The organism is Psychrobacter sp. NPDC078501, assembly GCF_044900935.1.
GTDB lineage: Bacteria > Pseudomonadota > Gammaproteobacteria > Pseudomonadales > Moraxellaceae > Psychrobacter.
The window spans coordinates 533359-559074 of record NZ_JBJDOS010000002.1; the positions used below are offsets into that span (position 1 = coordinate 533359).

A 25716-nucleotide genomic window follows, 5' to 3' on the forward strand; every position below is an offset into this window, starting at 1 on the left:
CTATCTTAACTGCTTTTCTTTTGAATGTAACCTTCTTAGACATACCCGCTCTTAAACATACTAATATTAAGAATTTTTCGTATCATTAGTAGGTGGCATTAATTAAGAGAATGCATTTGCTAAAAAGAAAAAGGTCTACGCTAAAATCATAGCGTAGACCTTTTTTTATGGCTAATAGATAGTATTAGCTTTGTAGATCATAGACAAGCGTCTGAACGTCTTGCGCGGCTTTTTGTAGACGTGGTACATGAGTCAGCAAATCATCTAATGAGACGCGTATGGTGGGCGCATGCAGATAGAGAGAAGCCAGATAGCGCGACTTTTTGTCCAGTATAGGTACAGCCACTGCGACCATCTCAGAGATAAACTCCTCATTATCGATGCCGATACCAGTATCAGCGATACGATCAAGCTCGGCATTTAATGCATTAATATCGGTAATCGTATTCTTAGTGAACTTATCTAATGGTAACCCTTGTAGTATTTTCATACGGCTAGTTGTAGATAGTTGGCTTAGATAGAGCTTGCCAGTCGCTGTACACCACATAGGTGACTTTGCTCCGACAGGAAGATAAATCTGTAGTGGCAAGGTCGTCTGAGCTCGGTTGGTATAGATCATATCCATATGATAGGGGATGCCAATACCGCAAGTTTCTTTTAGCTCATCAACCAGTTTTTGCAAAATCATCTGTCGCTCGTTAAAGAACAGTCGTTGTTGCCATAGCTCAACGCTCAAGTTGCGCACGCGCTTACCAGGAATAATACCGCCACCAATATCAACAGTCAAAAAACCATCATCAACCAAATTTTGAATCAATCTATGAATGGTCGGTTTAGGGATATCTAGCTCTTGTGAGAGCTCTAGTGGAGAAAGCGGTTTTGAAGCATAGGACACTGCTTCGATGATTTCTAGGACACGGGTAATCGACGATACTTTAGGCATATATATGACTCAGTAGGAGTAAAGAAATAGAGCAGACAGCATCACAAAATTTTCATAAATAAGACAAATGGTGACAATACTGACGTTCTATAACAAATCTATTATAACAACTAATTTAGCATAATATTCGCTTGAGGCAAGCGTTAGTCGCGTTATATGAGATCATTTATATCGTTTTATTTGTTGGTGTAGATTCTCTTATATAAGTAACAATAGATACGTCAACTCACAAGCCACACTATTCTGTAAGGTTAAGCCATATAACTGTCATTGATTCAAAGTGCGTTCTAGATAATTATGTGGACATATTTTGCAATACCCTTACATAAACATTAAGCAAGCGAAGTCTCATGTTTACGCTGTTTGGTTACTTTAAGGACGTTATGTAACATAAAGGCGAATTTTTGCAGATTGGTGTAGCAATTATTACAGTACCTATGCAATCTTTACATAATGGCAAATAAAAACAGCATCAGTAGGGGTGACTTTTTAAGTCAGAATTGTTTTAATCACCTCAACAAAATGATGGTTTAACAAAAGCACAATCATCGTTTTTTATGGGCGGGTTTATTTCACACTTTAGGAGAATAATTATGAAATTTATTAAATTGACGGCAATCTCTGCTGCTGTTCTAGCATCAACTGCTGCATTAGCTGCTGAACCAGTTATCGTTGTTGATGACAACGCTGCAGTTGCATATGAAGCTGAGCCAGTTGCTGTAGCCTATGAAGCAGAACCTGCTGCTTATGCATACAATGCTGACGCTGGTGTAGTACGCAACACTACTGGTGCGGTACTTGGTGGTACTAAAACTTTGTTCCAAACAGCTATCAACCCAGCATCTGTTAGTGCTGAAGTTGGTACTCTAGGTTATGGTGCGAACATTGGTTGGTCAGTCAATGAGAAAACTGAACTGCAAGCTGGTTGGGCAGGTGGCGATGCTGCTGACCTTTTCGGCGGTGACTTTGATGCAGACGACGTAAACTATGATGTTGATACTGATTTTAGCAACCCATACCTAGGCGTACAATTACGTCCTACTGGTAACTGGTTCACAATGGGTGCTGGTATCATCGTTCCTGATAATGATATCGATGTACGTGCGAACTCTGAGGATAATAACTACAGAATTAATGACGTTGATTACAGTGCAGACGATGTAGGTACTCTACAAGGTACTATTGAGCATCGTAACAAGCTAGCTCCTTATGCTACTGTTGGCTTCCGTCCAAACATCACAAATAACTTCGGTGTATTTGGTGAAGTTGGTGCAGCTTATATGGGTAAAACAGATGCTAACGTAACTGCTTCAGGTAATACTCCTGAAGCAACTGCTGCTGCACAAGCTGCTGAGCAAGAGCTAGAAGATAAAGATTGGTTAGAGTGGTTCCCAATTGTTAAAGTTGGTGCAACTTACCGTTTCTAATCTAATCACAGTTTAAAGACTGTCATTAGTAGAAAATAAAAAAACGATCCTTTCTGGGGTCGTTTTTTTATGCCTAAAATAAAGTATTAAAAGGTATTCTAAAAATCAGGTTTGAACTTTGCTCAGAAGACCTTGATCAGAAAACGATGACAGTTTGCTGAGATTGTAACGCGGCAATGCGGTAAACAGATTGGCAGTTAGCATCCTCACTATCATTGGGTACAGAGGTAGAGTTAATCTCTTTATCATTCTCGATTAAGCTAGAAATAAGGTGAGAGTAATCCATACCCAAGCCTTGAGCTAATGTATATTGGTTCACTTTGATAAAACTTTCTTTTATTTGCCATAACAGTTTGGCAGTGCGTTCACGCTGATCTGTAGATAGCTCCTGCAAAATAGCCAACTCACTCTCTGAGTAGAAACGCTTGACTACATGCCACGCAATGTTATTAATTTCTATATCGATACCAGCAGGGCGCTGACGACTGATAACAACCGCTATTTTACTGTGTAAACGCGTCAAATTTGTCTGATTCGATTCTGTAGTTTGCTTTGAACTACTAGCTCCTGTATGGCTAAAGCATACGTAATGCTGACTGTTGACGAGCCGATAGGGAAAGCTTGACTCATCCAAAGTGTCATCTATTTCTAACTTCTTAAGCAGCTCTTGCAATAGTTGTCTGACGCCTTGTCGCTGTTGCTTACGCTGTTTACGCGCTAGAGTAGGTACTGAGTGTCTAGGCACTGCCGTCGCCATCTGATAGTGCCAGTTTAGGCTACTGAACTTGATGATGTCTTTACACGATGTATTACATGATGATAACCATAATGACTTGTTCCACAAGCTTTCAGTGACTAAATGACTGATTGACTCGCTCACTTGAGCTGTCACACACCATGTCGTGGTGTCGAGTTGAGTGTACTGTATCTGAGTAAGGTTGGAAGTCGGCATATATTACTAGTCGTCAAAAACGATTATTATAGAATCGAGTGCATAAAAATGTGTAAATTTGAACGCTATGTGCTGTCTAAATAATTAATATCTAATTAACCTACTAAAAATATCAAAAGCCCAGCAATATACTCTTGCTGGGCTTTTATTTAATCATCGAACGCTATAAATAACGCTAAATCACAATTTAGTAAGACAGCTCAGCACGACGGTTTTGTGCATACGCGTCTTCTGTGTTACCAGCTGCTGCAGGGCGTTCTTCACCATAGCTAATAACTCGGATGTTGTTTGCAGTGACACCTTGAGCAGCGAGGTAGTTACGTGCAGCTTGTGCACGTCGCTCACCTAGTGCCATATTATATTCACGGCTACCGCGCTCATCAGTGTGACCTGCGATAACGACAGTCGCTGCTGGGTTTGAATTTAGCAGGCTTACGTGTTGGTTAAGGACGCTCGCTGATTGAGCAGTAATTTCGCTGCTATCAAAGGCAAAGTAGACCACTGCTTGAATATTCTCAGCGCCAGTAATGACAGCGTTTGAGTTATCAACGATAACCGCACCATTGTAGCCAACTTGTCCACCTGGAATACCTAGCGGGGCAACGACAACTTCTGAGGTAGAACGCTTGGTAGCACAACCAGTGGTTAGTGCAACGGCGCTTGATAGCACAGCAAGAACAGCGATCTTAGAAAAACTGATTGACATGACGAGCTCCTAAAATTTTAATTAAATTTGTTTTTTTAAACTGCTTCCGATAAAACTTAGGCAATCTCTATCTATAATATACTAAATGTTAATTTATGTAAGTATTTTTACTGTAAATTACGATAGATAAAATTAAGTGTATTACCAGCGGTGCTTGCCCCAGTTTTCAGGGTTAGCCCAGTAATCAGCATTGAGCCAATTCGGTAGTTGTTTATAGTCATATAGATTAAATTGCCAAAGCGTCGCAGTAACGGTTGACGAGGTAATAGATTGAATATCGTCAATATTTAGAGAGGGCTCACTTAATATATCAAATGGCGTAAAGCCGTAAGGTTTTAAGTCTACAGAGCTATCTAATGCAATAAGTAAATGCGCGGCATACAGGTCACGGTAACGCATGAGTAGCGGCACATAGTGTTGAGTCAGCTCTTCTGACAAGGTGGGCAGCCAAAAGCAAGCAAGCTCATAACGATCAGGTACATGCTGTTTAGCAAGATCTGATAACGTTGATAAGTGTTGTGCGTTCAGCCTTGATTCAGTGTTCTCATTAGTAGATGTAGTATCGTCAAGTTGTGCTTGTAGTGCTAATAAATCCGCATGGTTATGTGTTACCCATAATGCCTCATTATTATCTTTGTTATGCTCAGGTGACTGTTCTGTCTGAGTCGTCAATGAGGGTAGTAGCGCGTCAACATACTCTATAAGCAAAGGTAGGGTAATGTCTGCACGTTTCACCGTATTTTTTGTCATATAATAAGCCGTTAGTTAAATGATTGGTCATCAGTATGACTATTAAATCATTTTCAACGACATTATCCAATTGATAACGTATGTTTCATATTTAAATCATATTGAACCGAGGATATCTTATTCTACATACTTGAAATTTGGCGATTTAGGTCAATCTAGCTATAAGCTTGATGAGAAAACCAAATTAGTAATAAAAATTAGTTTATTAAGCGCTTAGCTGATTGTTTAGCCTAAAGACTAAGTCTTTATTTGCACTAGAGCCTTCTGCAAATAGCGAAATGATATTACTCATTATTATATTGCTCATCCCTAGTAAAACTACCTTATAACCAAATCACTGATAATAATAGGACACCATATGCCTACTGCTGAAACTGATGCACAAATCATCAATTCTGAAATGCCAGATGTGCCGCCTCATGCGCCAAGTAAGATTAACTTAAAAGACTATACCAAACCAAGTTTTGATGTCGAGACAGTACATTTAGATATTAAGCTGTTTGAAGACTATGCGCAGGTAGACAGTAAGCTTGAGATGGTACGCCAAACGGCAGGGGATATTGTTTTATTTGGTGAGTCATTAGAGCTGCTAACGATTACGATGAATGGTAAGACGCTGAGCACTGAGGATTATCAGCAGGAAGCGGGTAAGCTGACGATTTATAATGCCCCTGAGCGAGCTACTTTAGATATTCAAGTGCGTATCTGTCCACAGACCAACACCGCGCTTGAAGGCTTATATATGGCCGGTAGCGGTGACGACACGATGTTTGTGACGCAGTGCGAGCCAGAGGGTTTCCGTAAGATTACTTTTTATCCCGATCGCCCTGATGTGTTGGCGATATTTACCACGCGACTCGAAGCAGATAAGCGCTATCCGACGTTATTGGCCAATGGTAACTTAGTCGAAGCAGGCGAAGTGGCCGATGCGCCAGACCGTCATTATGCCATCTGGCACGATCCAACCAATAAGCCAAGCTATCTATTTGCCTGTGTGGTTGCTGATTTAGATGTATTGACAGATTCTTATACGACCAGCGAAGGTCGAGAAGTGTTGCTTGAGTTGTACGCCAAGTCTGCTGATATAGATAAATGCGATGTCGGTATGCAAGCTTTGAAAGATGCGATGAAGTGGGATGAAGTCAATTATGGACGAGCCTACGATCTAGATCGTTACATGATTGTGGCGGTCAGCCAATTCAATATGGGCGCAATGGAAAATAAGGGTTTGAATATTTTTAACACCGCTTGTGTGTTATCTAGCCCTGAAACAACCACCGATGCACGCAGTTTTAGCGTAAAAGCTATTATTGCTCATGAGTATTTTCATAACTGGACTGGCAACCGTATTACTTGCCGTGATTGGTTTCAGCTTTGTTTGAAAGAAGGCTTTACCGTTTACCGTGATCAGTCATTCTCAGCAGACCAACAGTCAAGTGCGGTGCAGCGTATTGATGATGTGGCGACCTTGCGTGCACATCAATTCAGCGAAGATGCAGGTCCATTAGCGCATCCAGTACGTCCAGAGAGTTTTGTTGAGATTAATAATTTTTATACGACGACTGTCTATGAGAAAGGCGCTGAAATTGTGCGTATGATTGCCAATACGTTAGGGCCAAATGATTTCCGCAAAGGAACAGACGAATATTTCCGTCGTTATGATGGACAAGCGGTAACGGTTGAGGACTTTTTATCAGCACTGAGTATCACTGATGACAAAATCGAGAATTTTATTGATTGGTATCGTCAACCTGGTACGCCAGTGGTATCGGGTTCTCAAACCTATGATAGCGCAGCACAGACGCTGACCATCACTTTGAATCAGCAAACACGCCATGTCAAAGGCTTTGATGCGCCAAAACCATTGCCGATACCTGTAGCAACCGCCTTATTTGACAAAGACTCAGGCGCTATCGTTGCTGAGCGTATGTTATTGCTTGACGAGGCGACGCAGACGTTTGTCTTTGAGAGTGTTGCGAGCGAGCCTGTTGTGTCATTACTACGTGACTTTAGCGCGCCAGTACAGCTTAATTATGACTATCAAGATGTAGACTTAGCATTTTTGCTTAAGCATGAAACCAATGGATTTAACCGCTGGCAAGTTACTCAAATGCTGGTAAATCGTATTTTGCTGCAAGGACAAGGTGGGAAGAGCAGCCCTGATGTATACCTAGAAGCATTGGCGCAGACGTTGCCTGTCTTAGCGGCTGATGATGCGATGCTAGCGGCACGGTTGCTTGATATTCCGTCAGCGCAAGAGCTAGCTTCTGCTATTTCTAAAGACTACGATCCAGTGTTGGTTAAAGAGCAGCGCGATGGGCTGTATAAGCAAGTGGCTGATAAGTTAAAAGGCCAATGGGCTGAGCTGTACAACAACCTGCCAATGCAGTCTTATGAAGATAGCGCTGAAGCTCGAGGTATTCGTGCGCTGCGTAATGTCGTGCTCGATATGGCGTTGACTGCCAATGTAGATGCAGCAGCAGAATGGGCACAGCAGCAGTATGATAATGCGAGCTGTATGACTGAGCGCTTTGGTGCATTGAAGGCCATGGTCAATCATCAATTGGCAGGTGCAGATAAGTACTTGGCTGATTTCTACGAGCGTTTCCAAGCAAACGATCTGGTCATCGATTTGTGGTTCAGTGTCCAAGCTGCCGCTGACGATGTGACGCCTGATATGGTCAAGTCGCTACTGACGCACACAGACTTTGATTGGAATACGCCTAACCGTGTCCGTTCGGTCATCAGCGCTTTTAGCTCGCAACCGACGGTACTCTGGACGGCGGAAGGTCTAGAGATGTATACAGGCGTGATTCAGAAATTAGATGATGCTAACCCTGTATTAGCATCGCGCTTACTGCAAGTACTAGCTCGCTGGAGTACGTTGGCTGAGCCTCGCCGTCAAATGGCGCATGAGCAGCTAGTAGATTTACAAAAGAATGTCTCATCTAAGCATGTGCTCGAAAGCTTAGAGAGCGTGCTAGGTGCCGCAAATAGCTAATTGAGAACAGTGCAGTATGCATTGAAATGCAATATTAATGTTATGAAAATACCATCTTCAGAACAAGGTTAGCTCTGACCAATTAAAGAAACAGGTATCGTTGATGGTCATTGCTAACCAAGTTTTAAAATACAGTATTTCTTATAAAACGTTCAGAAATAAAAAGCCCCTTTCGCACTGATGCAAAAGGAGCTTTTTATTGCTTGCTCGACGATAAATTATCGCGAATAGCTATTAGCGATTTGGTAGCACATCTTTTACCATATCACGTAAGTCACGTAATGCTGTGACAGTGCTATCCCAATCTAGGCAACCATCGGTGATCGATTTGCCATACTCAAGCTGGCTTAAATCAGCAGTTAGTTTTTGATTGCCGCCTTTTAAGTGGCTCTCAATCATCATACCGATAATTGATTTATTGCCGTTTTGGATTTGTTCGGCGACGTTTTTGATAACCATCGGTTGTAGGTAAGGGTCTTTACCTGAGTTAGCATGACTTGAATCAATCATAATCTTGCTATTGGTCTTGCCTTTTGCCAGCTCGTTTTCAACTTGGGCTACCGCAGTTTCATCATAGTTAGGCTTGCCGTTACCACCGCGAAGTACCACGTGCGCGTAAGGATTACCTTTAGATTTGATGATAGAGACTTTACCATCTGATGATAGACCTAAGAAGCTATGACCTTCTTTAACCGCTTGCATGGCGTTTACAGCAACCGTCATACCACCATCAGTACCGTTCTTAAAGCCAACTGGGCATGATAAGCCAGAGCTCATTTCGCGATGCGTTTGGCTCTCAGTAGTACGTGCACCAATAGCTGACCAGCTGATTAGATCCTGGATGTACTGCGGTGTATTTGGATCAAGTGCTTCAGTTGCGCAAGGTAGACCTTTTTCATTCAAATCAAGTAGCAATTTACGAGCCGTGCGCAAGCCTTTTTCTATATCAAAGCTGTCATTCATGTCAGGGTCGTTGATCATGCCTTTCCAGCCAACCGTCGTACGAGGTTTTTCGAAATAAACACGCATGACCACAAATACACTGTCTTCGATTTCTTTTGCTAATACGGCTAAACGATCGGCGTATTCGTGAGCGGCTTTGATATCGTGAATAGAGCAAGGGCCAATGACCACAAACAAACGCTTGTCTTTACCATCCAAGATATCTTGAATAGTATTACGACCTTTTAGTACGGTGTTATACGCGTCGTCTGACAGAGGCAGCTCGGCTTTTAGCTCGGCGGGGGTAATCAAAGGAATAAATTTTTCAATATTCACGTCGTCAATATCTGCATTATGGGTAACTGATGTTGTCATGGTTATATATCGTCTAGCTGATTTATAGGAACATTCATTATGCGGACAAAAGTGTTGGTTGACAAGGGTAGTCGAGCAGTTAATTGACTGATAACTGGAATGAGAAAACTAAAACTTAGTTATACTTATAGAGACTTAGCATGATATTTGACGTTCTAAATGCACGTTTAGCATTTGGTTTTTCTATCTATTAATAAGAGTTGGTTGAGTTTTTGGTGCATAACGCTCAGATTTTATGCGTGAATTTCGCTATTTGTATCATCGTCAAGTATGATAGCAACATTAGCGATGGGTGGCCCAAACTGTGGCATTAAAACAGTACGGATGAGTGCGCACATTATCCATGAGGCCGTATCGCTGATTTATTACGTTATATTTTATAATAACGGTTTATTTTATTTTGTGTATTTTTAATATCGAGAGCTTGTCATGACAGATTCTGCTACGTCTCATCACCATACTGACCTCATTCATCAAGCTGAGACGGATTCTCAAGTACCAAATATAAATGCTACGCCGCTAGTGATAGGCATCGTCGCAGGTGAGGTATCTGGTGACAGCTTAGGCGCAGATTTTATGCGGCAAATGAATAATCTACGTGATGATATTGTCTGGGTAGGCGTAGGCGGTACGAAAATGCAAGCGCAAGGGCTACAGAGTATTTTTCCGTTAGAACGCTTGGCGGTAATGGGTCTGGTTGAAGTCATGTCGCAGCTACCAGATTTGCTCAAAGCACGCCGCGAGCTATTGAGCGCATTTAAAGCCGCCAATATTGATTGGTTTGTCGGTATTGATGCGCCTGATTTTAATTTGCGAGTATCCAAAAAACTAAAGCCCCAAGGCGTGTTCTGTGTGCAGTATGTCAGTCCTTCTATCTGGGCGTGGCGCGAGTCGCGTATCCATAATATTAAAGCGGCAACCAATTTGGTGCTATGTCTATTCCCGTTTGAGTTGCCAGTTTATGAGCGACATAACCATCCAGCGATCTGTGTGGGTCATCCCTTACTACGAACCATTGATCAGAACCTGATCGATACGCCAATCAATCAACGTCGCAGTGAGCTCGTTTGGGACAATGATGGGTTGCAGCAGTTCTTCATCGAACGCTTCGATGATGTGAGTCAGCTTATTTGTGTGATGCCAGGCTCTAGGCGTGGTGAAATTACAGCTATTCTGCCATTGATGCTTGATGGCATCCAAAAGTTAATCCTGTTAGATCCTAAGCTGTGCTTCATCATTCCAACGGTCGATCAAAACCATCAATATATCGTACAAGAAGTGATCGACCAACGCTCAGAACAGCTACGTGAAGCAATTGTGGTGGTCTATGATGATACCCAGCCGGAATTTAGCCAACATGCCATGGCGGCATCAGATATCGTGATGCTAGCATCTGGTACAGCAACGCTGGAGGCAATGCTGCTTGAACGGCCGATGGTAGTGGTCTATCAATTAAATCAGCTCACTTACCAAATTGCCAAGCGTCTGGTAAAAGTGCCATATGTGGCATTGCCTAATATATTGGCTAATGCGCCGATTGTGCCTGAGCTTATTCAAGAGCAGGCGAGTGGTGACAATATTTGCCGTACCGTGATGCGATTGCTGCAACCACGCGCTTATGCCGAGCAATTACACGACTTACTAGTCACAAAGCAGTCGCTACAACAGCAAAGTAACCATGAGCCTGCAAACAGCGTGATTGAACAGTGGTTTATCCAAAATACCGATACTGTCAATCCTAATTAAACGAGAAAGACCTCCTAATATTATGCATATCAACCAACATACAGAAAGCCCAGTTCAAGTAATTGATATTAACATTGAGCACATCGATGTCAAAGGACAATATATTCAGTTAGCAGCGCCCATACGTTTATATGGGCAAATAAATACCGCTGAGTTGCTCACTCAATATCTGACTAATGATAACCAAGATACGGAGCAGTCAATACTACGAATCGGCGTTGATGAAGCAGGACGCGGACCATTACTAGGTAGTGTCAATGTGGCAGCGGCAATGTTACCTGCAACTTGGTCAGGACTCATTGAAGAACAACCGCTCAAAGACACGCCGTTGTCGATACTGACAGACTCCAAACAACTCAGTGAAAAAAAGCGCGATATCCTTTATCCATTGGTTCAGCAGCATGCTATCGGTTATATCATCGCTGATATACCAGCAGCAGTGATTGATCAGGTGAATATCCTACAAGCAACGATGCTTGGTATGCGCTTATGTACTGAAACATTGTTAGAAGTAATTTTTGGAACATTCTCAACTACTAGAAATGATAAAAGCACGTTGCTCAATCAATTAAAGATCGAAGCACTGTTTGATGGAAATCGTTGCCCTGAATTGAACTATGATAGCTTTAAAAAGTTAGAGGTAGCGCCATTTGCAATTGACTGTCAAGCATGGGTAAAAGGAGATGCGCGTCATACTAGTATTGCGGCGGCCAGTATATTGGCAAAAGTAAGTCGGGATGAATCAATGTATACACTGGATACTCAATATCCAGAATATGGTATTGCCAAACACAAAGGCTATCCGACGCGCGCGCACATCGAAGCAATCGAAAAACATGGTGTCTTGCCAACGCATAGACGTAGTTTTGCACCAGTAAGAAAAGCGCTAGAAATACAGTAGCTATAAACAAGTGATTATAGAAAAGTGACTATAGAAACGTGATCATGAAAAAGTGACTGTATAGCGGAGACAAAAGAATCGTACTTTATAGATGATATCTTTGCCTTAAAAATAGCTTAAGCATATTGTTAATCTATAGACCTAAAAAGAAACCTGTTACTTGCAATCAGCGAGTAGCAGGTTTTTTTACAAAATAATAAGCAAAAGTTCATAACTTGTAATACAATAGACATTATATTGAAATAAAACACTGTTAAATCAATCACTAACTATCCTGTAACTGATTTTGACTCTCATTGCTTTTCACAAACAGGTTATTATTTTATAGGATGAGCGATGACTTCTTATACTTCTCAGAAAAATCTTGCGGCAGTGCTATTTTTAACCATATTTCTCAGCGCTTGTGGCGGAGGCGGAGATTCTGATAGTAGTTCTACATCTGCTAATACACCAGACAGTTCACAAAATGATGAAACAGCCCAGCCAACCACGTCGGAACCTATTATTTCTGCTCCGATTATAGCGACACCAACTGAACAAGGTGGTGGTACTCCTAACGTTGATGGCAATGGGTCAGCTGATAATAATGTACAAGCAGCACTAAGTGCGAACAATCAGTTTAGTCTAGCAAGAACCAGTTGTGGTCTAAATGGTCTATCTGTTGTTACAGAATTAGACGATATTGCTATTCAACATGCAAATTATATTAAATATGTGTTTGCTAATAGCTCACCAACCAGCTTTAACGCGCATTTTGAAAATGAAATAAGCGATATTGCTAGTGTGACAGGTTCTAACAACCCTTTTTTCAGTGGATTAGATCTGGCAGATCGATTGATCAATGCAGACTATGGCAACTCTCAATATGGTGTCACTGAAAACATTGCCCAGTCTGTCTATTACAGTTCGGCAGGCAATTTTTTGAGTACAGAAGCCGTGGCAAGCTCTATGGCAAAGTCGTTGTTGTCAGCGCCTTATCATCTACGCTCTTTAATGTTGCCAACTTCAGGCGTGGTAGGAACAGGAGTGGTTACCTATACGCCTAGTAGTAAAAATACTGCTAACAATAAAGGCTATGTTTTGGTAAGCAATGCTGCAGGGACAAAAACCACGGCAAATAAAACGCTTGAAGGTGTTTTTACGTACCCATGTCAAGATGTAACGGGGACAGTCACTGCACTTTATAACGAAACCCCAAATCCTGTCAGAGGCTCTGGGCGAAATCTACGTACTGATCCTATCGGACAGCCGGTTTATATCAACATGCCATCCGCTGATAAAGTTAAAGTGAGTAACGTTAAATTCCGAGATGTGCAGCGTAATATAGATGTGCCGATTCAATTGCTTGATTCTGACAATGATCCGTACAAAGGTACGAATTATGCGCTACCAACGAATGAAGCATTTATTTTGCCATTAACGGATGCGCTGAAAAGCTGTGAATCAGGTAGTAATAAAGGTGGCAATTGTGGACTTTATGGCAATAGCGAATATAAGGTCAGCTTTGATATTTTGGTTAACGATAAAGCATTAGAGCAGCAGTTATTTACGTTTACTACTGGTAAGGTAAATTACTGATAAGTATCTAATACTCTCTAAATATTGATCGTAAAAAAGAAGGTCTGAACCAGTGATATGATTCAGACCTTCTTTTTATGTGATAATTTTTTGTGTAATAACTTTGAGTATCTTTAAGCAGTACTAGGAATCTCGCCTAAAAGGATGAGTTAGGCTGTTTTAAAAAGTTTTTTTCATCTTCGGTTGAGTCGCGATTTAGTACCTCGTTGCGATGTGGGTATCGCCCGAATTGATCAATGATTTGTTTGTGACGATGTTCAAAGTCCAATGTGTTTGCATCATCTAATTGTTCAAATAGCGGTAGATAACGCTTATGAATCATGGCCGACTCAGAGTGCATAAACGGTATGATAATAAATCTACGCCATTGCATCGGTAGAGTATCAAAATAAGGCTGTTGAATGGCTTCTTGGGCGAGTGCTAATGCCATACCATCTTGCGCAAATGAACTTGCTTGTCCGCGACATAAATTGCGTGAAAACTGATCCAGCACAATAATTTCTGCCAAGCGTCCTGCCAACGCCGTTATCGAGCTATTACCATCCAATGAAGACTCTGCGATACGCCAACTGACACATTCGCCTTGTTTCGCTGCTTCCCAAATGCCGCCAAACTTATCTTGTATTTGCTTATCAAAACGATCGTTTTGTTCAAACCAGTACGCTTCATTGTTTTTATCAAACCAAAAATCCAACACGGCACGCGCATCAGGATCTAGATAAGTCAAATCTATGTTTTTCGGATCCAATTGTGATGAATGGGATCGACTGGCTGAGGTAGAATAATCGGTTGAGAGTGCCATAAGATATTCTAATTATGATGAATTTAGTCTACTATAGCGCAAATATTTATATCTGTCTGTCAAGATACCAACAGCAGAGTGTCTATTAGGTAATCTATTATGAATGCAAAAAATCTAGAGAATTCTATCAACGTGTCATTGCCACCAACGCCTTACTATGTGCTTGATGAAGCGGCCATCGTCGCCAACATGAAAATCATCGCTAGGCTATGTGAGCTGTCTGGTGCAAAAGCATTATTGGCACTAAAATGCTTTGCCACATGGGGTGTTTTTGATGTGATGCAGCCTTATCTGCATGGCACGACTTCGTCTTCACTTAACGAAGTCAGATTAGGCTATGAGACCTTTGGTAATAACGATGATGCCAGTAGCAGCGATAAAAAAGAAACGCATGCTTATAGCGTCGCCTATAGTGCAGACGAAATCCCTGAAGTGTTGAACTATGCGGATAAAATAATCTTTAACTCAATCTCACAGCTCAACGCTTTTAAAGCGCAAGCCGCCGTGCAAAATATCCCCGTAGGTCTACGACTCAATCCAAAGACCAGCAACTCATCGTTTTTGATTGCTGATCCTGCACGTCCATTTAGTCGTCTTGGTGAGCACGATAAAGATAAAATCGCAGCGGTACTTGGTGATATCACTGGCGTTATGATTCATAACAATTGTGAAAATGACAGTTTTGAAGCCTTTAGTGAAAGCTTGGCGGATATTGAAGAAAGGTTTGGTGATATCTTAGCGCAGCTTGAGTGGGTTAGTTTAGGCGGTGGTATCCACTTTATCGCGCCTGACTATCCATTAGAAAAGTTAGCTGCACGTTTGAAAGCGTTTAGCGTAACCTATGGTGTGCAAGTGTATCTTGAGCCGGGTGAAGCCAGTATTCACGGTGCGGGCACGTTGGTAACTACTGTATTGGATACCATGCATAATGAAAAAAACCTAGCAGTCGTCGATGCTTCTATTGAAGCGCATATGCTTGATCTATTGATTTATCGTGAGTCAGCACCGATTGCTGCGATTAACTATACAGTTGCCAATATTGCGCCTATCGGTAATCCTGCAGAAGCTGCACCGTCTGAAGCGAATGCTGAGTCAGCAGACCATACCATTATTTATGGTCGTTCTTGCTTGGCAGGTGATATTTTCGGCGAGTATGCATTACCGAGTAATCTTCAGATAGGCGATAAGATTGCCTTTGGCAATGCTGCTGGTTATACAATGGTTAAGAAAAACTGGTTCAATGGTGTCAACATGCCAGCGATAGTCATCCGCCGATTGGATGGCAGTATCGATATCCAGCGTGAGTTTAATTATCAAGATTATAAAGCCAGCTTGTCTTAACGCGATATTTCTAAGACTTTTCTACATTAGAAAACAAAGGCTTAGTCTTAATAATGGGTAATTTTAAGGTATCTGCTATTGATACATTATTTTTTACCGATAAGGGAATAAAAATTGTTATAATCGCGTCGGGCAAATAATGGAGTATTATTTGCCCGACGGGTGCGTGGGTTTTCCTCGGTCTTCCTTTTTAATTCACGCATATCATTCACTCGTTTCTGTTTTGCATAGCCGCTATCAATGGTATCGACAGGGACACAAAGGAGGATTGTTCATTGAACACAAACCAACAAGCTAAGCCCAACAAAAAAGACGTACTGATCATCGGAGCAGGCGGTGTCGCTCAAGTGGTCGCGCATAAATGTGCGATGCACAATGATGTACTTGGCGAGATTCATATCGCCTCACGTACAAAAGACAAATGCGATGCCATCGCCCAAAGTGTAAAAGAAAAAGACAGCTTTAAGCAGGCTGCGGTCTTGCATACGCATCAAGTCGATGCGATGGACAGCCAAGCACTCGTGCAGCTGATACAAGACACTGGAATACAAATAGTCATCAATGTTGGTTCGGCATTTATCAATATGACCGTACTAGAAGCCTGCATTGAGACAGGTACTGCCTACATAGATACGGCTATTCATGAAGACCCGCGCAAGATTTGTGAGACACCGCCGTGGTACAACAACTATGAGTGGCAACGTAAAGAGCGCTGTGCAGACAACAATGTAACTGCTATCTTAGGTGCAGGGTTTGATCCTGGTATGGTCAACGCCTACGCGCGTCTTGGCTATGACATGATGGATGCAGGATCTGTGACGGATATCGATATTATTGATATCAATGCGGGTAGCCATGGTAAATACTTTGCGACCAACTTTGACCCAGAGATCAACTTCCGTGAGTTTACCGGTACGGTTTACTCGTGGCAAGACAGCAAGTGGCAGTCTAACAAAATGTTTGAAGTCAAACGTACTGACGACTTGCCAGTTGTGGGTGTGCAAAACAGCTATCTGAGTGGTCATGATGAAGTACATTCATTGTCAGCCAATCTAGATGTACCAAATATTCGCTTTTGGATGGGTTTTGGTGAGCACTACATCAATGTCTTCACTGTCCTACAGAGCTTAGGATTGTTGTCTGAGCAGCCAGTGATGACTGCTGAAGGTCAAGAAGTGGTACCACTAAAAGTCGTTAAAGCAGTACTACCAGATCCAAGCTCACTTGCACCGAACTATACAGGCAAGACCTGTATCGGTGACAAAGTTAAAGGCAAGATCAATGGTGTTGAGACTGAAGTGTTTATCTATAACGTTTCAGATCATAAAGATGCTTACAACGAAGTTGGTAGCCAAGGTATCTCTTATACCGCAGGCGTGCCTCCCGTTGCCGCTGCGATACTAGTCGCGACTGGCGAATGGGATGCAGGCAAGATGGTCAACGTCGAAGAGTTAGATGCCAAGCCATTTATCAATCTATTAAATAAGATTGGTTTGCCAACGCGTATCAAAGATAGCGAAGGTGATAGAGCGCTTGAGTTTGATATTTAATTAGCAAATGTTATTTAGAAAAGCCTGTCTTATATAGATAGGCTTTTTTTATGTTGATTTTTTATTATTTAATAAAAATATAATTTTGCCGTATATCTTAGTTGAGGTAGTAGGGGCTACTTCCAAGGATAGTAGTAATATCGTAATTTGAACTGTAAAGTACAAATGTGAGTTACTATGTCGTTGCTAATATATTAATGCTACTCTCTCTGATTTATCAAATAGGATTTATTTTGAATTATATTTCAATTGATGGTGACGATATAGGTAGAAAAATCACCTCTTGCTATCTGAGTAACAATCGTCAAGAGTTGATGTACATTAGTCAATCACTGTATGAGTTTACGAAGGAAATAGCCGCAAAACTCCAAGATTACGGTTTTGATATTATATTTTGTGCTGCCGATGGAGTCGTAGCATCCACAGAGTCAGATATTAGCTTGGAAGCTATATTTCAAGAAATACAAATACTAGCACCTAATAACATGACTTTTTCTGCTGGGATAGGTACAAGTCTTAGCGAAGCCTATATAGCATTGATGTCAGCTAAATCTAACGGAAAAAATTGCTTACACAACTATGCAAAACTAGGCTTATAAGGAGCAAAAAAATTGTTCAGAATTATAAGGTTTGATCTTATTCTTAAATATGTAGTTTTGGCTACTACTGTAATGAGTATAGGAGTTTACTTCTTAATAAGAACCTATTTACTTTCAGATGTTCAATTGACGTTAGTAATTACTATATCCACTATTGTCAGCACTCTTATAATGATGATTTTATTAAAATCATTTTTTGCTAGAAAACTGTGGGCTTTTCTTACTTATTTTAATAAATCTATGTTTCCTGATTTGAATGGAACATGGGAAGGTGAAGTGACCCTTGAGGATAACAGAACTCTTGTAGTGAAAGCTGTGATTCGTCAATCACTATTGGCAACTCAGATTGATATGCATGGTGAAACAACAAAATCAATTACTATAGAAACAACACCAACAATAGAACAAGGTCAAAAAAAACTATACTACGTATATCGTTCAACTCCTAAAAATCCGAGTTGGTCTTCGTATAATGGTTCAACATTATTTGATATAAGAATTATAGAAACAGAAGAAGATAAAATTTACGAGCTTTCAGGTAGTTACTACACAGACAGGAAAACAGTAGGAAGAATAAAGCTACAAAAAATATGTGATGACCCAGATAAAGATGTATCTTTTTACTAATACATTTCAGAGTAGCTATCTATAAATTGTATTTAACAGGCTATGTATTGGCCAAACCAGTATGTTCAACTGATTAATATGGTTTTAGCCAATCACTATTATACTGCTATCAAATCCATCTATAGATTATATTTAGAGTAAATCATAGAGTGATAACCTTAATTACCCCTCACTAGGATTATAATTCCTTAACGCCGCAATACGGTAATCAAGCGTTGGGTGTGAGCGGAATAGGTTTGCAATACTAAAGCCTTGAGTTTGCCCAGACGAGATTGCAAACGCTTTCATACTCTCAGGCATTTGATCCGGTCGCTGTGCAGAGGGGCGCAACGCATCAAGCGCACTGATCATTTTTTCGCGGCTGGCAAGTTTTGCGCCCATTTGATCCGCACGGAATTCACGTAAGCGTGAGAACCACATCACGATAGCAGACGCCAAAAACCCAAGTAAGATATCCATTACAATACTGGTAATAAAGTAACCAATACCGGGGTGGTCACTAGTGTTTTTAAACACAGTACGGTCAACGAAACTACCGACAATACGTGCAAAGAACATTACAAACGCATTGACCACGCCTTGAATAAGGGCAAGGGTTACCATATCACCGTTGGCCACATGGCCAATCTCATGAGCTAGTACCGCTTCGACTTCATCTTGATTCATATTCTGTAGTAGACCAGATGAAACTGCCACTAGCGCTTTATTTTTATCCCAACCAGTCGCAAAGGCATTTGGCTGCGAATTATTAAAAATACCAACCTCAGGCATACCGATATTTACGGCTCGTGCTTGTTTGGCGACTGTATCAACTAACCATTGCTCAGTAGCGGTGCGTGGCAATTCTATGACTACCGTACCAGTGGATCTTTTGGCCATCCACTTCGATATAAATAGCGAGATCATCGAGCCAACCATACCGTAGATACCACACATAATGGCAAGACTAATGTAGTTAAGACCACCTGCGCTGTGCACGCCGCCAATCCCAAAAAATCTCGACAATATACCAAACACAATGCTAAATACCATAATCACTGCTAAGTTGGTTAATAAAAATAATCCAATGCGCATCGTGACGCTAACTTCCTATGTAAAGTATCGGTATGGCCTCGATAGATGGTTCTCTAAGAGGTTTGTTTGTTATGATAGATTTTACTGTGATTTTGACTGTAATGTTAGAAAAAATAGCTTTTTATAAGTGGTGACAGAGATAGGGTGATTATTTTGGGGAATGCCGTACAATACCTGGCTGGTTTTAGTAGATTAGAAAAGTAGAAGATGAGGAGTAGTAATTTTTGACAGAATTAAAGACGGTTGGGCTATTTGCGCTTACTGCATTGGCTGAAATTGCAGGATGTTATCTGCCTTATCTATGGCTGCGTGAAGGCAAGTCAATCTGGCTACTGATACCTGGTGCGCTGAGTTTGGTCGCGTTTGTTTGGCTGCTGTCATTACATCCGACTGCTGCGGGCAGGGTCTATGCAGCATATGGTGGTGTTTATATATGTATGGCGATTTTATGGTTGTGGACGGTCAATGGTATACGACCAACCATGTGGGACATAGTGGGTTCAGTAGTTGCACTATCAGGAATGGCGATTATTATGTTTGCACCGCGCGGGGCCTAATTAAAGACATTACTTAAGAAAAAACAGTGCCTAATTAAAAGAGTAGTACTTATAAAAGCCAATGACGAACCAAAAAAATACCAATCAAACGGTTAGGTCAGATTGGCATATTGATGTATTGATTATTAATGTTTGCCTAAAATACTACCATTGTCGTCTTTCTTGGCTTGTTTGGCAGCTTTCTTCTCTTTAGCAGTCAAAAGGGGTTTTTTCTTAACGTTCTTCTTACTATCTTGACCTTTGCTCATCATCGTTTCCTTTTTTACAGCACACTACTCATTACGCAAAGTTCAGCGAATTCAAGACAGTGTGAATACAGCTAACATAGCTGTTTACTGAATAGAGTATAGGCTTAAGCTTTAGTAATAGATAGCGCTCGCACAATTCGTCTACGATTCAATTATCGTTCAAATCGTTTATGGTTTTCGCTAAGTGTTCTTTGTGCAGAATGACGAGCAACTCTTATAAGGTTAGTCCTAGTCTATCAATTGATTCGTTCAATCAATCATTGTATTAATAAGTGCTTACTTACGGATACATGGCGATTTGCTATAATGAGTTATAAACCGATTTATAAACGCGGCAAACTCTTATTTATTAACATTTAGCACCATAGTGCTTACTGTTTTGGTCAAATTATTATGCGTATTCGTAAACTGTTCAAATTTGAAAATGCTCACATCGTTCGTAACTGTAGTTCTGAACGCTGTAAGCATTCGATTCATGGCCACAGCTATCAGATTGAGCTGATCCTTGAGGCCACTCGTTTAGACCATGGGCAAATGGTTTATGACTTTGGTCTGCTAAAATCTTCTATAAAAGACATTATTGATAGCTTTGATCATGCTATTTGTTTTTGGAACAAAGATGATCCTGAGTATGTCGCAGCGTGTAAGAAATTCAGCGCACGTTGGATCAGCTTGCCAGTTTCACCATCGGCAGAGCAGTTTTCGCGAGTGATATTCTTTTGGGCACAAGAAATACTACGTCAGACACAAATGCAAAATGGTGAAGCAGATGTCAGCGTGTACTCAGTAATTGCTCACGAGACGGCGACAGGGTATGCGCAGTGTTTTGCTGATGATGTTGCAAACGATCAAATGGGTAAGCTAGTTTTAGAGGACTTTGAATTCAGTGAGCAGGTTAGTGCTGAGTGGACTGACTCTGAGCTATATGCCAAGCTGATTCGTGGTGAAAGCTTTACCAATCCAACCGTGACCATGCAGGTTCAGACAGAGCAAGTACAAGCAGGTTCAGTCTGATGTGTGATACTCAATCTATAGAAAATGGCAAATACCTAAAGACTCTCATACTCAATGCTGAGCAAGATACTCAAGCATTGGCTGAGCAATTAGCGACATTACCACTGACAGGTAGCGTGTGGCTGGCAGGGGACTTGGGCGCTGGTAAAACGACATTGACGCGTTATTGGTTACAAGCGCTTGGTCATACAGGTGCGGTAAAAAGCCCAACCTATACCTTGGTTGAGCCTTATAGTATTCAGCGAAAAGATGGTTCGATCAAGCCAGTTTATCATGCAGATTTATATCGTCTCCAAGATCCAGAAGAGCTGTCTTTTATTGGGTTTGATGAGTATCTCGATGAGCTTGAAGCGCTAGTCATCATCGAATGGGCTAGCCGCGCTGATAGCTATCTTCCGCCGCCCACGTTGTTCATCGATATGACTCAAAGTGTCAGCGATGATAATGACACTGAAGCTCGCCAAGTGCAGTTGAGATTGTCAAAGGTAGGTCAAGCGCAGGGCTTGGATCTATCGCAACTTGACATCTAAATGAATATCTAAATTATACCAAACGCTACTTTCCAAAAATACGACATCTATCCATGCCAGATAATCATCCTAATACCCGCATTAAAAAACTATCGCCGTTGCTGATCAATCAATTAGCAGCAGGTGAAGTGGTGACACGTCCAGCAGCAGTGGTCAAAGAGTTGCTGGAAAATGCCATCGATGCTGGTGCGACCAATATTGAGGTGCGCATCACTCAAGGCGGTATGGGCCTAATTGAAGTGGTGGATAATGGGGTCGGTATTCATCCTGATGACATGGTTATGGCCATCACTCGTCATGCGACCAGTAAGGTTGCTGACGTTGCTAATTTGCATGGTATTACGACACTGGGTTTTCGCGGTGAAGCGTTAGCGGCGATGGCTGCTGTCTCGCGTTTGACCTTAACCAGTAGTCATGATGAGAGCGGTATCGGTCGCCAATTACAGGTCGCTGGCGTATTGGATGACACACCGAAACTGTTACCAGTTGTCCATAACCGCGGTACTACGATTGTCGTAAAAGACTTGTATTTTAACGTGCCTGCCCGCCGTGGCAATTTGAAATCTATTGCTACTGAGTTCGGTCATATCGAAACCATTGTTCGAGAAGTCGCACTGGCGCGTGCCGATGTTGCTTTGACACTTTTTCATGACAATAAACAGCGGCTATCATTATCTGCAAGTGCTACGAGTATTAGTGGTAACAATGACAGTCGTTTGCCACTACCGCGGTTGGAACAAGCGACTGGTATGGCATTGACAGATAATGCATTAGCAATATCGATAGATTTGTCGAGTCTGGTGCAGTCGTCTGTAGCGTACGATGATAGCAATGTTAATCAAGCAGCGATTAGTGGCTGGTTATGGCTATTGCATCATGAAAAAACTGATTTACCAAAGCTGATTTATGTAAATGGTAGGCTAGTAAAAGAAGCGTTGATTAGCAATCAAATACGTCAACTGGCACAAGGTGCGCAGCTAGCAGGTATGGGGTATGCACTGTATTTTGATTTACCAACCCAATGGTTAAATATCAATGTACATCCATCTAAACAACGTATCAAAATCAGTCCATTGAATAATATCATGGCGCACTTAGGCCATACAATTCGTGCGCAGTTGAAAACGATCGATGTAGCTAAATTTGGGCTTGGAATTGATTCTGCATCTAAATCTGTACCGAAGCCAGAAACTGACAGCCAATACATATCTGCAAAATTATCAAACGAAAATGCTTCTGAAAGTCGTTTGTCTGAAATGCCTATCTTTAGTAGTCAGTCTAGCAATAACCAAAGTCAGAATAATCAAGTAGAATCTAATAAGCGGTCTTATCAGACTACTGCAAACCAATCACTTTCAAATAATCCTTTATTGCAAGAGTCATTGCGATCTCATATCAATGAACGATCAGACCAAAGTAACAACAGCACGTCACATTATTCCGTTGTAGCAGCTACTTCTGTCTCTTTACCAATTTGCTTAGATATGATCAACGATGTAGAAGCTGTCGGTATTGATTCAAGCATAGAGGATAGAAGTCTACCTTGGTTGTTATTTTATCACCAAGGGCAGTGCGTACTGATAAGTGCTAAAGATTGGCAGTCTAAAATAAACCAGTTATTTGAGTCACTTACCTCTAGTCAGCAAGTATTCAAAAAAGATAGATTGCTAATCAGTGCTACTGAGGTTAATCAGCAACTTATGACGGTCAATACGCAAATGTCTGCGCAAGATTCAATAGTTTTTGTGAATGATCTTACTGAAATAATCATGAACAATGCTATTAAAGCGATAGACAGTCACAGCTTAGTAAAGCTAATGCTATCCTAAATATCTGAAAATAATTACAATATCTTAAAGCAATTAAACCAATCGATATCCGAGTTATCCATATATTATGAAAGGCCACTTTATGCAACATTCGTCTGATAGCATCTCTCACAAGCTGGCGGATAATAGCGTGGTTTGTCTTATGGCACCAACTGCTAGCGGCAAGACATCACTGGCGTACGAGCTATACGATACAGGTCGTTTTGAATTAATTTCTGTGGACTCAGCACTGATATATCGTGATATGAATATTGGCACAGCCAAACCAACAGCTGCTGAGCTGGCGCGTTATCCACATCATTTGGTCGATATCATTGATCCTATGCAAAGCTATAGTGTGGCGGAGTTTGTCAGTGACGTTGCTCGTATTATTGACGAGTGTCACAGAAATGGAAAAATACCATTATTAGTAGGTGGCACCATGATGTATTACATGGCGCTACTCGATGGATTGTCTCCTGTGCCTGATAGCGATGACAGCGTACGGGCGCGCGTAGAGCAGTGGCGTCAAGAGGAAGGTATTAGCGCTTTATATGATTATTTGGGGAGTATAGACCCTATAAGTCATGAGCGCTTGAATGCTACTGATACTCAGCGTATCACGCGAGCAATTGAAGTCTATCTACAAACACATATTCCAATAAGTGACTGGCAGCGCAAGCCAAAGCAAGCATTGGCAAATAATCCGAATCAACAATGGCATGCGCTATCGGTAATGCCAGATCGTCCATGGCTACATGATCGTATCGAACAACGTCTAGATATCATGTGGAATGAAGGGCTAGTGGCTGAAGTCATAGACTTACTAAAAAAGTTTCCGCTCACGCCTAATATGCCTTCGATGCGCTGTGTGGGCTACAGGCAAGTACTAGAATACTTGGTGCATATTGATCATCCAATATTTGATGAGACTCATCTGGATAAAGCTCAATTTTATGAAGCTTTTGGAAGGCATATAGCTGCCAACGAAGAAAAAGAAATCTCAGATAATGTTGCTCAGTCAGCTGCTCAACCAAACATGGCTAGCCAAGAGACCGAGGAGCTTGCTTGTCAGGAAATGCAAAATAAGGCATTATATGCTACAAGACAGCTAGCAAAACGTCAGTACACATGGCTAAGAAAGGTAATGCAGTTGCCCAGTGCGTCATCAAATGGGATAGCAGAATCTGAGAACAAGGCTGATGCTAGCAGTCATATGACATTACAAACGTTTGAAACCATGGCCGAAACACGAGAGTACTTGTCTTAAGGTGCAATGATAGCTAACACAATTAGTTTCAAAGATTGACATAGATAGCTGTTATAATTCGGCTCAGTGCATTGAGCGTTGTTATGATGTCTGGCTTATGAACTTTTGTAGACAAAAATTATTAATGAAACAACTAGTTACTTAATTATTTACAATAATAACGTATTCGCGATAAAGTGGAATCACTTAAGAGCAACGAATATTTATTTAGATACGTTTTATAAAGAAAACACCTTATTGTATCTACCTTTTAGCCATTATAATTAAATTAACACTTAAAATAATTGGCACCCAAAACATAACTATATAATACTTAGGAGAGATTTCATGTCAAAAGGACAAACTTTACAAGATCCGTTCTTGAACTCGCTGCGCAAAGATCGCATTCCTGTCTCTATTTTCTTGGTAAATGGCATTAAATTACAAGGCCAAATTGAATCATTTGATCAATATGTCGTTCTTTTGAAAAACACAGTGAGCCAAATGGTATACAAACACGCCATTTCAACAGTCGTGCCAGCGCGTAACCCGCGTAGTAGTACGACGACAGGTACAAGTGCTCAGCCTCAGAGCGCAGTACCGACTGGTTATCAAGGCGGTGGCTTTGAACGTGGTAGCAACCCTGCTGCTGGCGGCTTTGAAGAGCGCGGATTTGCATCGAGTCGTAGTGGATTTAATCGTGGTGGTTTTAGCCAAGGTCAGGATCGCGGCTTTGAACGTGGTAGTTTCGGTCAAGGTCAAGAGCGCGGATTTGAGCGTGGTGGCTTCGGTCAAGATCGTGGGTTCGATGTCACAGCAGATACTACAGGCTTTGAAGATAAGCCAAACGACGGTTCTAATGATAGCAACAGCTAACTTATTGCATTAATTGAGCATGTTGTCTAGAAAAATATTAAGACATGATTTATTCGTTTAAAACCTGCTGATATAGTGGGTTTTTTTTGTATAGATAGCAGCAAGCTCTTTATTCAGTGT

23 protein-coding genes are annotated in these 25716 nt (G+C 41.3%); 15 read left to right on the forward strand and 8 right to left on the reverse strand.

Annotated elements, in window-relative coordinates; translation table 11 throughout:
- Window positions 1-184 precede the first annotated feature (184 nt).
- Window positions 185-943 (reverse strand): IclR family transcriptional regulator, encoded by a 759-nt coding sequence (locus ACI2IW_RS05175; protein WP_404692895.1) that lies wholly within the window; start codon window positions 941-943, stop codon window positions 185-187.
- Window positions 944-1536: 593 nt separating this feature from the next.
- Here ACI2IW_RS05175 and ACI2IW_RS05180 point away from each other — a divergent pair.
- Window positions 1537-2370: a hypothetical protein gene (locus tag ACI2IW_RS05180; protein WP_397477404.1), complete on the forward strand. Its 834-nt coding sequence runs from the start codon at window positions 1537-1539 to the stop codon at window positions 2368-2370.
- A 136-nt stretch (window positions 2371-2506) separates the two neighbouring features.
- Here ACI2IW_RS05180 and ACI2IW_RS05185 read toward each other — a convergent pair whose 3' ends face one another.
- The 3 genes from ACI2IW_RS05185 to ACI2IW_RS05195 all read right to left on the reverse strand — a co-directional run bounded on the left by ACI2IW_RS05185 (window position 2507) and on the right by ACI2IW_RS05195 (window position 4778).
- Window positions 2507-3322, reverse strand: coding sequence for a 4'-phosphopantetheinyl transferase family protein (locus tag ACI2IW_RS05185; RefSeq protein WP_404692896.1), 816 nt, complete (start codon window positions 3320-3322; stop codon window positions 2507-2509).
- Between the two features lie 187 nt (window positions 3323-3509).
- Window positions 3510-4028, reverse strand: coding sequence for a peptidoglycan-associated lipoprotein Pal (gene pal, locus ACI2IW_RS05190; RefSeq protein ID WP_057760480.1), 519 nt, complete (start codon window positions 4026-4028; stop codon window positions 3510-3512).
- Between the two features lie 141 nt (window positions 4029-4169).
- Window positions 4170-4778 (reverse strand): DUF6231 family protein, encoded by a 609-nt coding sequence (locus ACI2IW_RS05195; protein ID WP_404692897.1) that lies wholly within the window; start codon window positions 4776-4778, stop codon window positions 4170-4172.
- 400 nt (window positions 4779-5178) lie between these two features.
- Between ACI2IW_RS05195 and pepN the strand changes: the two genes are divergently transcribed.
- Window positions 5179-7779, forward strand: coding sequence for an aminopeptidase N (gene pepN, locus ACI2IW_RS05200; protein ID WP_404692992.1), 2601 nt, complete (start codon window positions 5179-5181; stop codon window positions 7777-7779).
- Window positions 7780-8013: 234 nt separating this feature from the next.
- On the opposite strand, the gene ACI2IW_RS05205 is transcribed toward pepN, so the two are convergent.
- Window positions 8014-9096: a 3-deoxy-7-phosphoheptulonate synthase gene (locus ACI2IW_RS05205; protein WP_102078467.1), complete on the reverse strand. Its 1083-nt coding sequence runs from the start codon at window positions 9094-9096 to the stop codon at window positions 8014-8016.
- Between the two features lie 429 nt (window positions 9097-9525).
- Here ACI2IW_RS05205 and lpxB point away from each other — a divergent pair, with 429 nt between their 5' ends.
- From lpxB to ACI2IW_RS05220, 3 genes are all read left to right on the forward strand, one after another.
- A complete protein-coding gene (lpxB, locus tag ACI2IW_RS05210) occupies window positions 9526-10842 on the forward strand; it encodes a lipid-A-disaccharide synthase (RefSeq protein ID WP_404692898.1) in 1317 nt (438 codons plus the stop codon).
- A 22-nt stretch (window positions 10843-10864) separates the two neighbouring features.
- Window positions 10865-11743 (forward strand): ribonuclease HII, encoded by an 879-nt coding sequence (locus ACI2IW_RS05215; protein ID WP_404692899.1) that lies wholly within the window; start codon window positions 10865-10867, stop codon window positions 11741-11743.
- 336 nt (window positions 11744-12079) lie between these two features.
- On the forward strand, window positions 12080-13321 hold the full coding sequence (locus ACI2IW_RS05220; protein ID WP_404692900.1) for a CAP domain-containing protein: 1242 nt from the start codon (window positions 12080-12082) through the stop codon (window positions 13319-13321).
- A gap of 136 nt (window positions 13322-13457) precedes the next feature.
- Here the strand turns inward: ACI2IW_RS05220 and ACI2IW_RS05225 are convergent, their stop codons facing one another.
- Window positions 13458-14123 (reverse strand): DUF924 family protein, encoded by a 666-nt coding sequence (locus ACI2IW_RS05225; protein WP_404692901.1) that lies wholly within the window; start codon window positions 14121-14123, stop codon window positions 13458-13460.
- A 99-nt stretch (window positions 14124-14222) separates the two neighbouring features.
- Here ACI2IW_RS05225 and ACI2IW_RS05230 point away from each other — a divergent pair, with 99 nt between their 5' ends.
- From ACI2IW_RS05230 to ACI2IW_RS05245, 4 genes are all read left to right on the forward strand, one after another.
- A complete protein-coding gene (locus tag ACI2IW_RS05230) occupies window positions 14223-15464 on the forward strand; it encodes a carboxynorspermidine decarboxylase (RefSeq protein WP_404692902.1) in 1242 nt (413 codons plus the stop codon).
- 275 nt (window positions 15465-15739) lie between these two features.
- The gene (locus ACI2IW_RS05235) at window positions 15740-17014 is read left to right on the forward strand and encodes a saccharopine dehydrogenase family protein (RefSeq protein ID WP_102091503.1); all 1275 of its coding nucleotides are present in this window, start codon (window positions 15740-15742) and stop codon (window positions 17012-17014) included.
- A 167-nt stretch (window positions 17015-17181) separates the two neighbouring features.
- The gene (locus ACI2IW_RS05240) at window positions 17182-17613 is read left to right on the forward strand and encodes a mCpol domain-containing protein (protein WP_404692903.1); all 432 of its coding nucleotides are present in this window, start codon (window positions 17182-17184) and stop codon (window positions 17611-17613) included.
- 72 nt (window positions 17614-17685) lie between these two features.
- On the forward strand, window positions 17686-18240 hold the full coding sequence (locus tag ACI2IW_RS05245) for a hypothetical protein (RefSeq protein WP_404692904.1): 555 nt from the start codon (window positions 17686-17688) through the stop codon (window positions 18238-18240).
- 162 nt (window positions 18241-18402) lie between these two features.
- Here ACI2IW_RS05245 and htpX read toward each other — a convergent pair whose 3' ends face one another.
- Window positions 18403-19314, reverse strand: coding sequence for a protease HtpX (htpX, locus tag ACI2IW_RS05250; protein ID WP_404692905.1), 912 nt, complete (start codon window positions 19312-19314; stop codon window positions 18403-18405).
- A gap of 224 nt (window positions 19315-19538) precedes the next feature.
- Between htpX and ACI2IW_RS05255 the strand changes: the two genes are divergently transcribed.
- Window positions 19539-19871: a YnfA family protein gene (locus tag ACI2IW_RS05255; protein WP_404692906.1), complete on the forward strand. Its 333-nt coding sequence runs from the start codon at window positions 19539-19541 to the stop codon at window positions 19869-19871.
- A gap of 125 nt (window positions 19872-19996) precedes the next feature.
- Here ACI2IW_RS05255 and ACI2IW_RS05260 read toward each other — a convergent pair whose 3' ends face one another.
- Entirely contained in the window at window positions 19997-20122 is a 126-nt protein-coding gene (locus ACI2IW_RS05260) for a hypothetical protein (RefSeq protein WP_256958865.1), read from the reverse strand.
- Between the two features lie 390 nt (window positions 20123-20512).
- Here ACI2IW_RS05260 and ACI2IW_RS05265 point away from each other — a divergent pair, with 390 nt between their 5' ends.
- From ACI2IW_RS05265 to hfq, 5 genes are all read left to right on the forward strand, one after another.
- On the forward strand, window positions 20513-21133 hold the full coding sequence (locus ACI2IW_RS05265) for a 6-pyruvoyl trahydropterin synthase family protein (RefSeq protein ID WP_404692907.1): 621 nt from the start codon (window positions 20513-20515) through the stop codon (window positions 21131-21133).
- A complete protein-coding gene (gene tsaE / locus ACI2IW_RS05270; protein WP_404692908.1) occupies window positions 21133-21663 on the forward strand; it encodes a tRNA (adenosine(37)-N6)-threonylcarbamoyltransferase complex ATPase subunit type 1 TsaE in 531 nt (176 codons plus the stop codon). The genes ACI2IW_RS05265 and tsaE overlap by 1 nt, the downstream gene beginning before the upstream one ends.
- A gap of 53 nt (window positions 21664-21716) precedes the next feature.
- Window positions 21717-23492 carry a DNA mismatch repair endonuclease MutL gene (gene mutL, locus ACI2IW_RS05275; protein WP_404692909.1) on the forward strand — a complete coding sequence of 592 codons (1776 nt, stop codon included), beginning with the start codon at window positions 21717-21719 and terminating at the stop codon, window positions 23490-23492.
- 82 nt (window positions 23493-23574) lie between these two features.
- Entirely contained in the window at window positions 23575-24741 is a 1167-nt protein-coding gene (gene miaA, locus ACI2IW_RS05280) for a tRNA (adenosine(37)-N6)-dimethylallyltransferase MiaA (RefSeq protein ID WP_404692910.1), read from the forward strand.
- A gap of 327 nt (window positions 24742-25068) precedes the next feature.
- Window positions 25069-25596, forward strand: a complete 528-nt coding sequence (hfq, locus tag ACI2IW_RS05285; protein WP_290176850.1) for an RNA chaperone Hfq — start codon at window positions 25069-25071, stop codon at window positions 25594-25596.
- Window positions 25597-25716: the final 120 nt, after the last annotated feature.

Excerpts from the sequence above, each read along its gene's own strand:
- ACI2IW_RS05175 (WP_404692895.1), bottom strand. The coding sequence starts at position 943 with ATGCCTAAAGTATCGTCGATTACCCGTGTCCTAGAAATCATCGAAGCA.
- ACI2IW_RS05180 (WP_397477404.1), top strand. The coding sequence starts at position 1,537 with ATGAAATTTATTAAATTGACGGCAATCTCTGCTGCTGTTCTAGCATCA.
- ACI2IW_RS05185 (WP_404692896.1), bottom strand. The coding sequence starts at position 3,322 with ATGCCGACTTCCAACCTTACTCAGATACAGTACACTCAACTCGACACC.
- pal (WP_057760480.1), bottom strand. The coding sequence starts at position 4,028 with ATGTCAATCAGTTTTTCTAAGATCGCTGTTCTTGCTGTGCTATCAAGC.
- ACI2IW_RS05195 (WP_404692897.1), bottom strand. The coding sequence starts at position 4,778 with ATGACAAAAAATACGGTGAAACGTGCAGACATTACCCTACCTTTGCTT.
- pepN (WP_404692992.1), top strand. The coding sequence starts at position 5,179 with ATGCCAGATGTGCCGCCTCATGCGCCAAGTAAGATTAACTTAAAAGAC.
- ACI2IW_RS05205 (WP_102078467.1), bottom strand. The coding sequence starts at position 9,096 with ATGACAACATCAGTTACCCATAATGCAGATATTGACGACGTGAATATT.
- lpxB (WP_404692898.1), top strand. The coding sequence starts at position 9,526 with ATGACAGATTCTGCTACGTCTCATCACCATACTGACCTCATTCATCAA.
- ACI2IW_RS05215 (WP_404692899.1), top strand. The coding sequence starts at position 10,865 with ATGCATATCAACCAACATACAGAAAGCCCAGTTCAAGTAATTGATATT.
- ACI2IW_RS05220 (WP_404692900.1), top strand. The coding sequence starts at position 12,080 with ATGACTTCTTATACTTCTCAGAAAAATCTTGCGGCAGTGCTATTTTTA.
- ACI2IW_RS05225 (WP_404692901.1), bottom strand. The coding sequence starts at position 14,123 with ATGGCACTCTCAACCGATTATTCTACCTCAGCCAGTCGATCCCATTCA.
- ACI2IW_RS05230 (WP_404692902.1), top strand. The coding sequence starts at position 14,223 with ATGAATGCAAAAAATCTAGAGAATTCTATCAACGTGTCATTGCCACCA.
- ACI2IW_RS05245 (WP_404692904.1), top strand. The coding sequence starts at position 17,686 with ATGAGTATAGGAGTTTACTTCTTAATAAGAACCTATTTACTTTCAGAT.
- htpX (WP_404692905.1), bottom strand. The coding sequence starts at position 19,314 with ATGCGCATTGGATTATTTTTATTAACCAACTTAGCAGTGATTATGGTA.
- ACI2IW_RS05260 (WP_256958865.1), bottom strand. The coding sequence starts at position 20,122 with ATGATGAGCAAAGGTCAAGATAGTAAGAAGAACGTTAAGAAAAAACCC.
- ACI2IW_RS05265 (WP_404692907.1), top strand. The coding sequence starts at position 20,513 with ATGCGTATTCGTAAACTGTTCAAATTTGAAAATGCTCACATCGTTCGT.
- tsaE (WP_404692908.1), top strand. The coding sequence starts at position 21,133 with ATGTGTGATACTCAATCTATAGAAAATGGCAAATACCTAAAGACTCTC.
- mutL (WP_404692909.1), top strand. The coding sequence starts at position 21,717 with ATGCCAGATAATCATCCTAATACCCGCATTAAAAAACTATCGCCGTTG.
- miaA (WP_404692910.1), top strand. The coding sequence starts at position 23,575 with ATGCAACATTCGTCTGATAGCATCTCTCACAAGCTGGCGGATAATAGC.
- hfq (WP_290176850.1), top strand. The coding sequence starts at position 25,069 with ATGTCAAAAGGACAAACTTTACAAGATCCGTTCTTGAACTCGCTGCGC.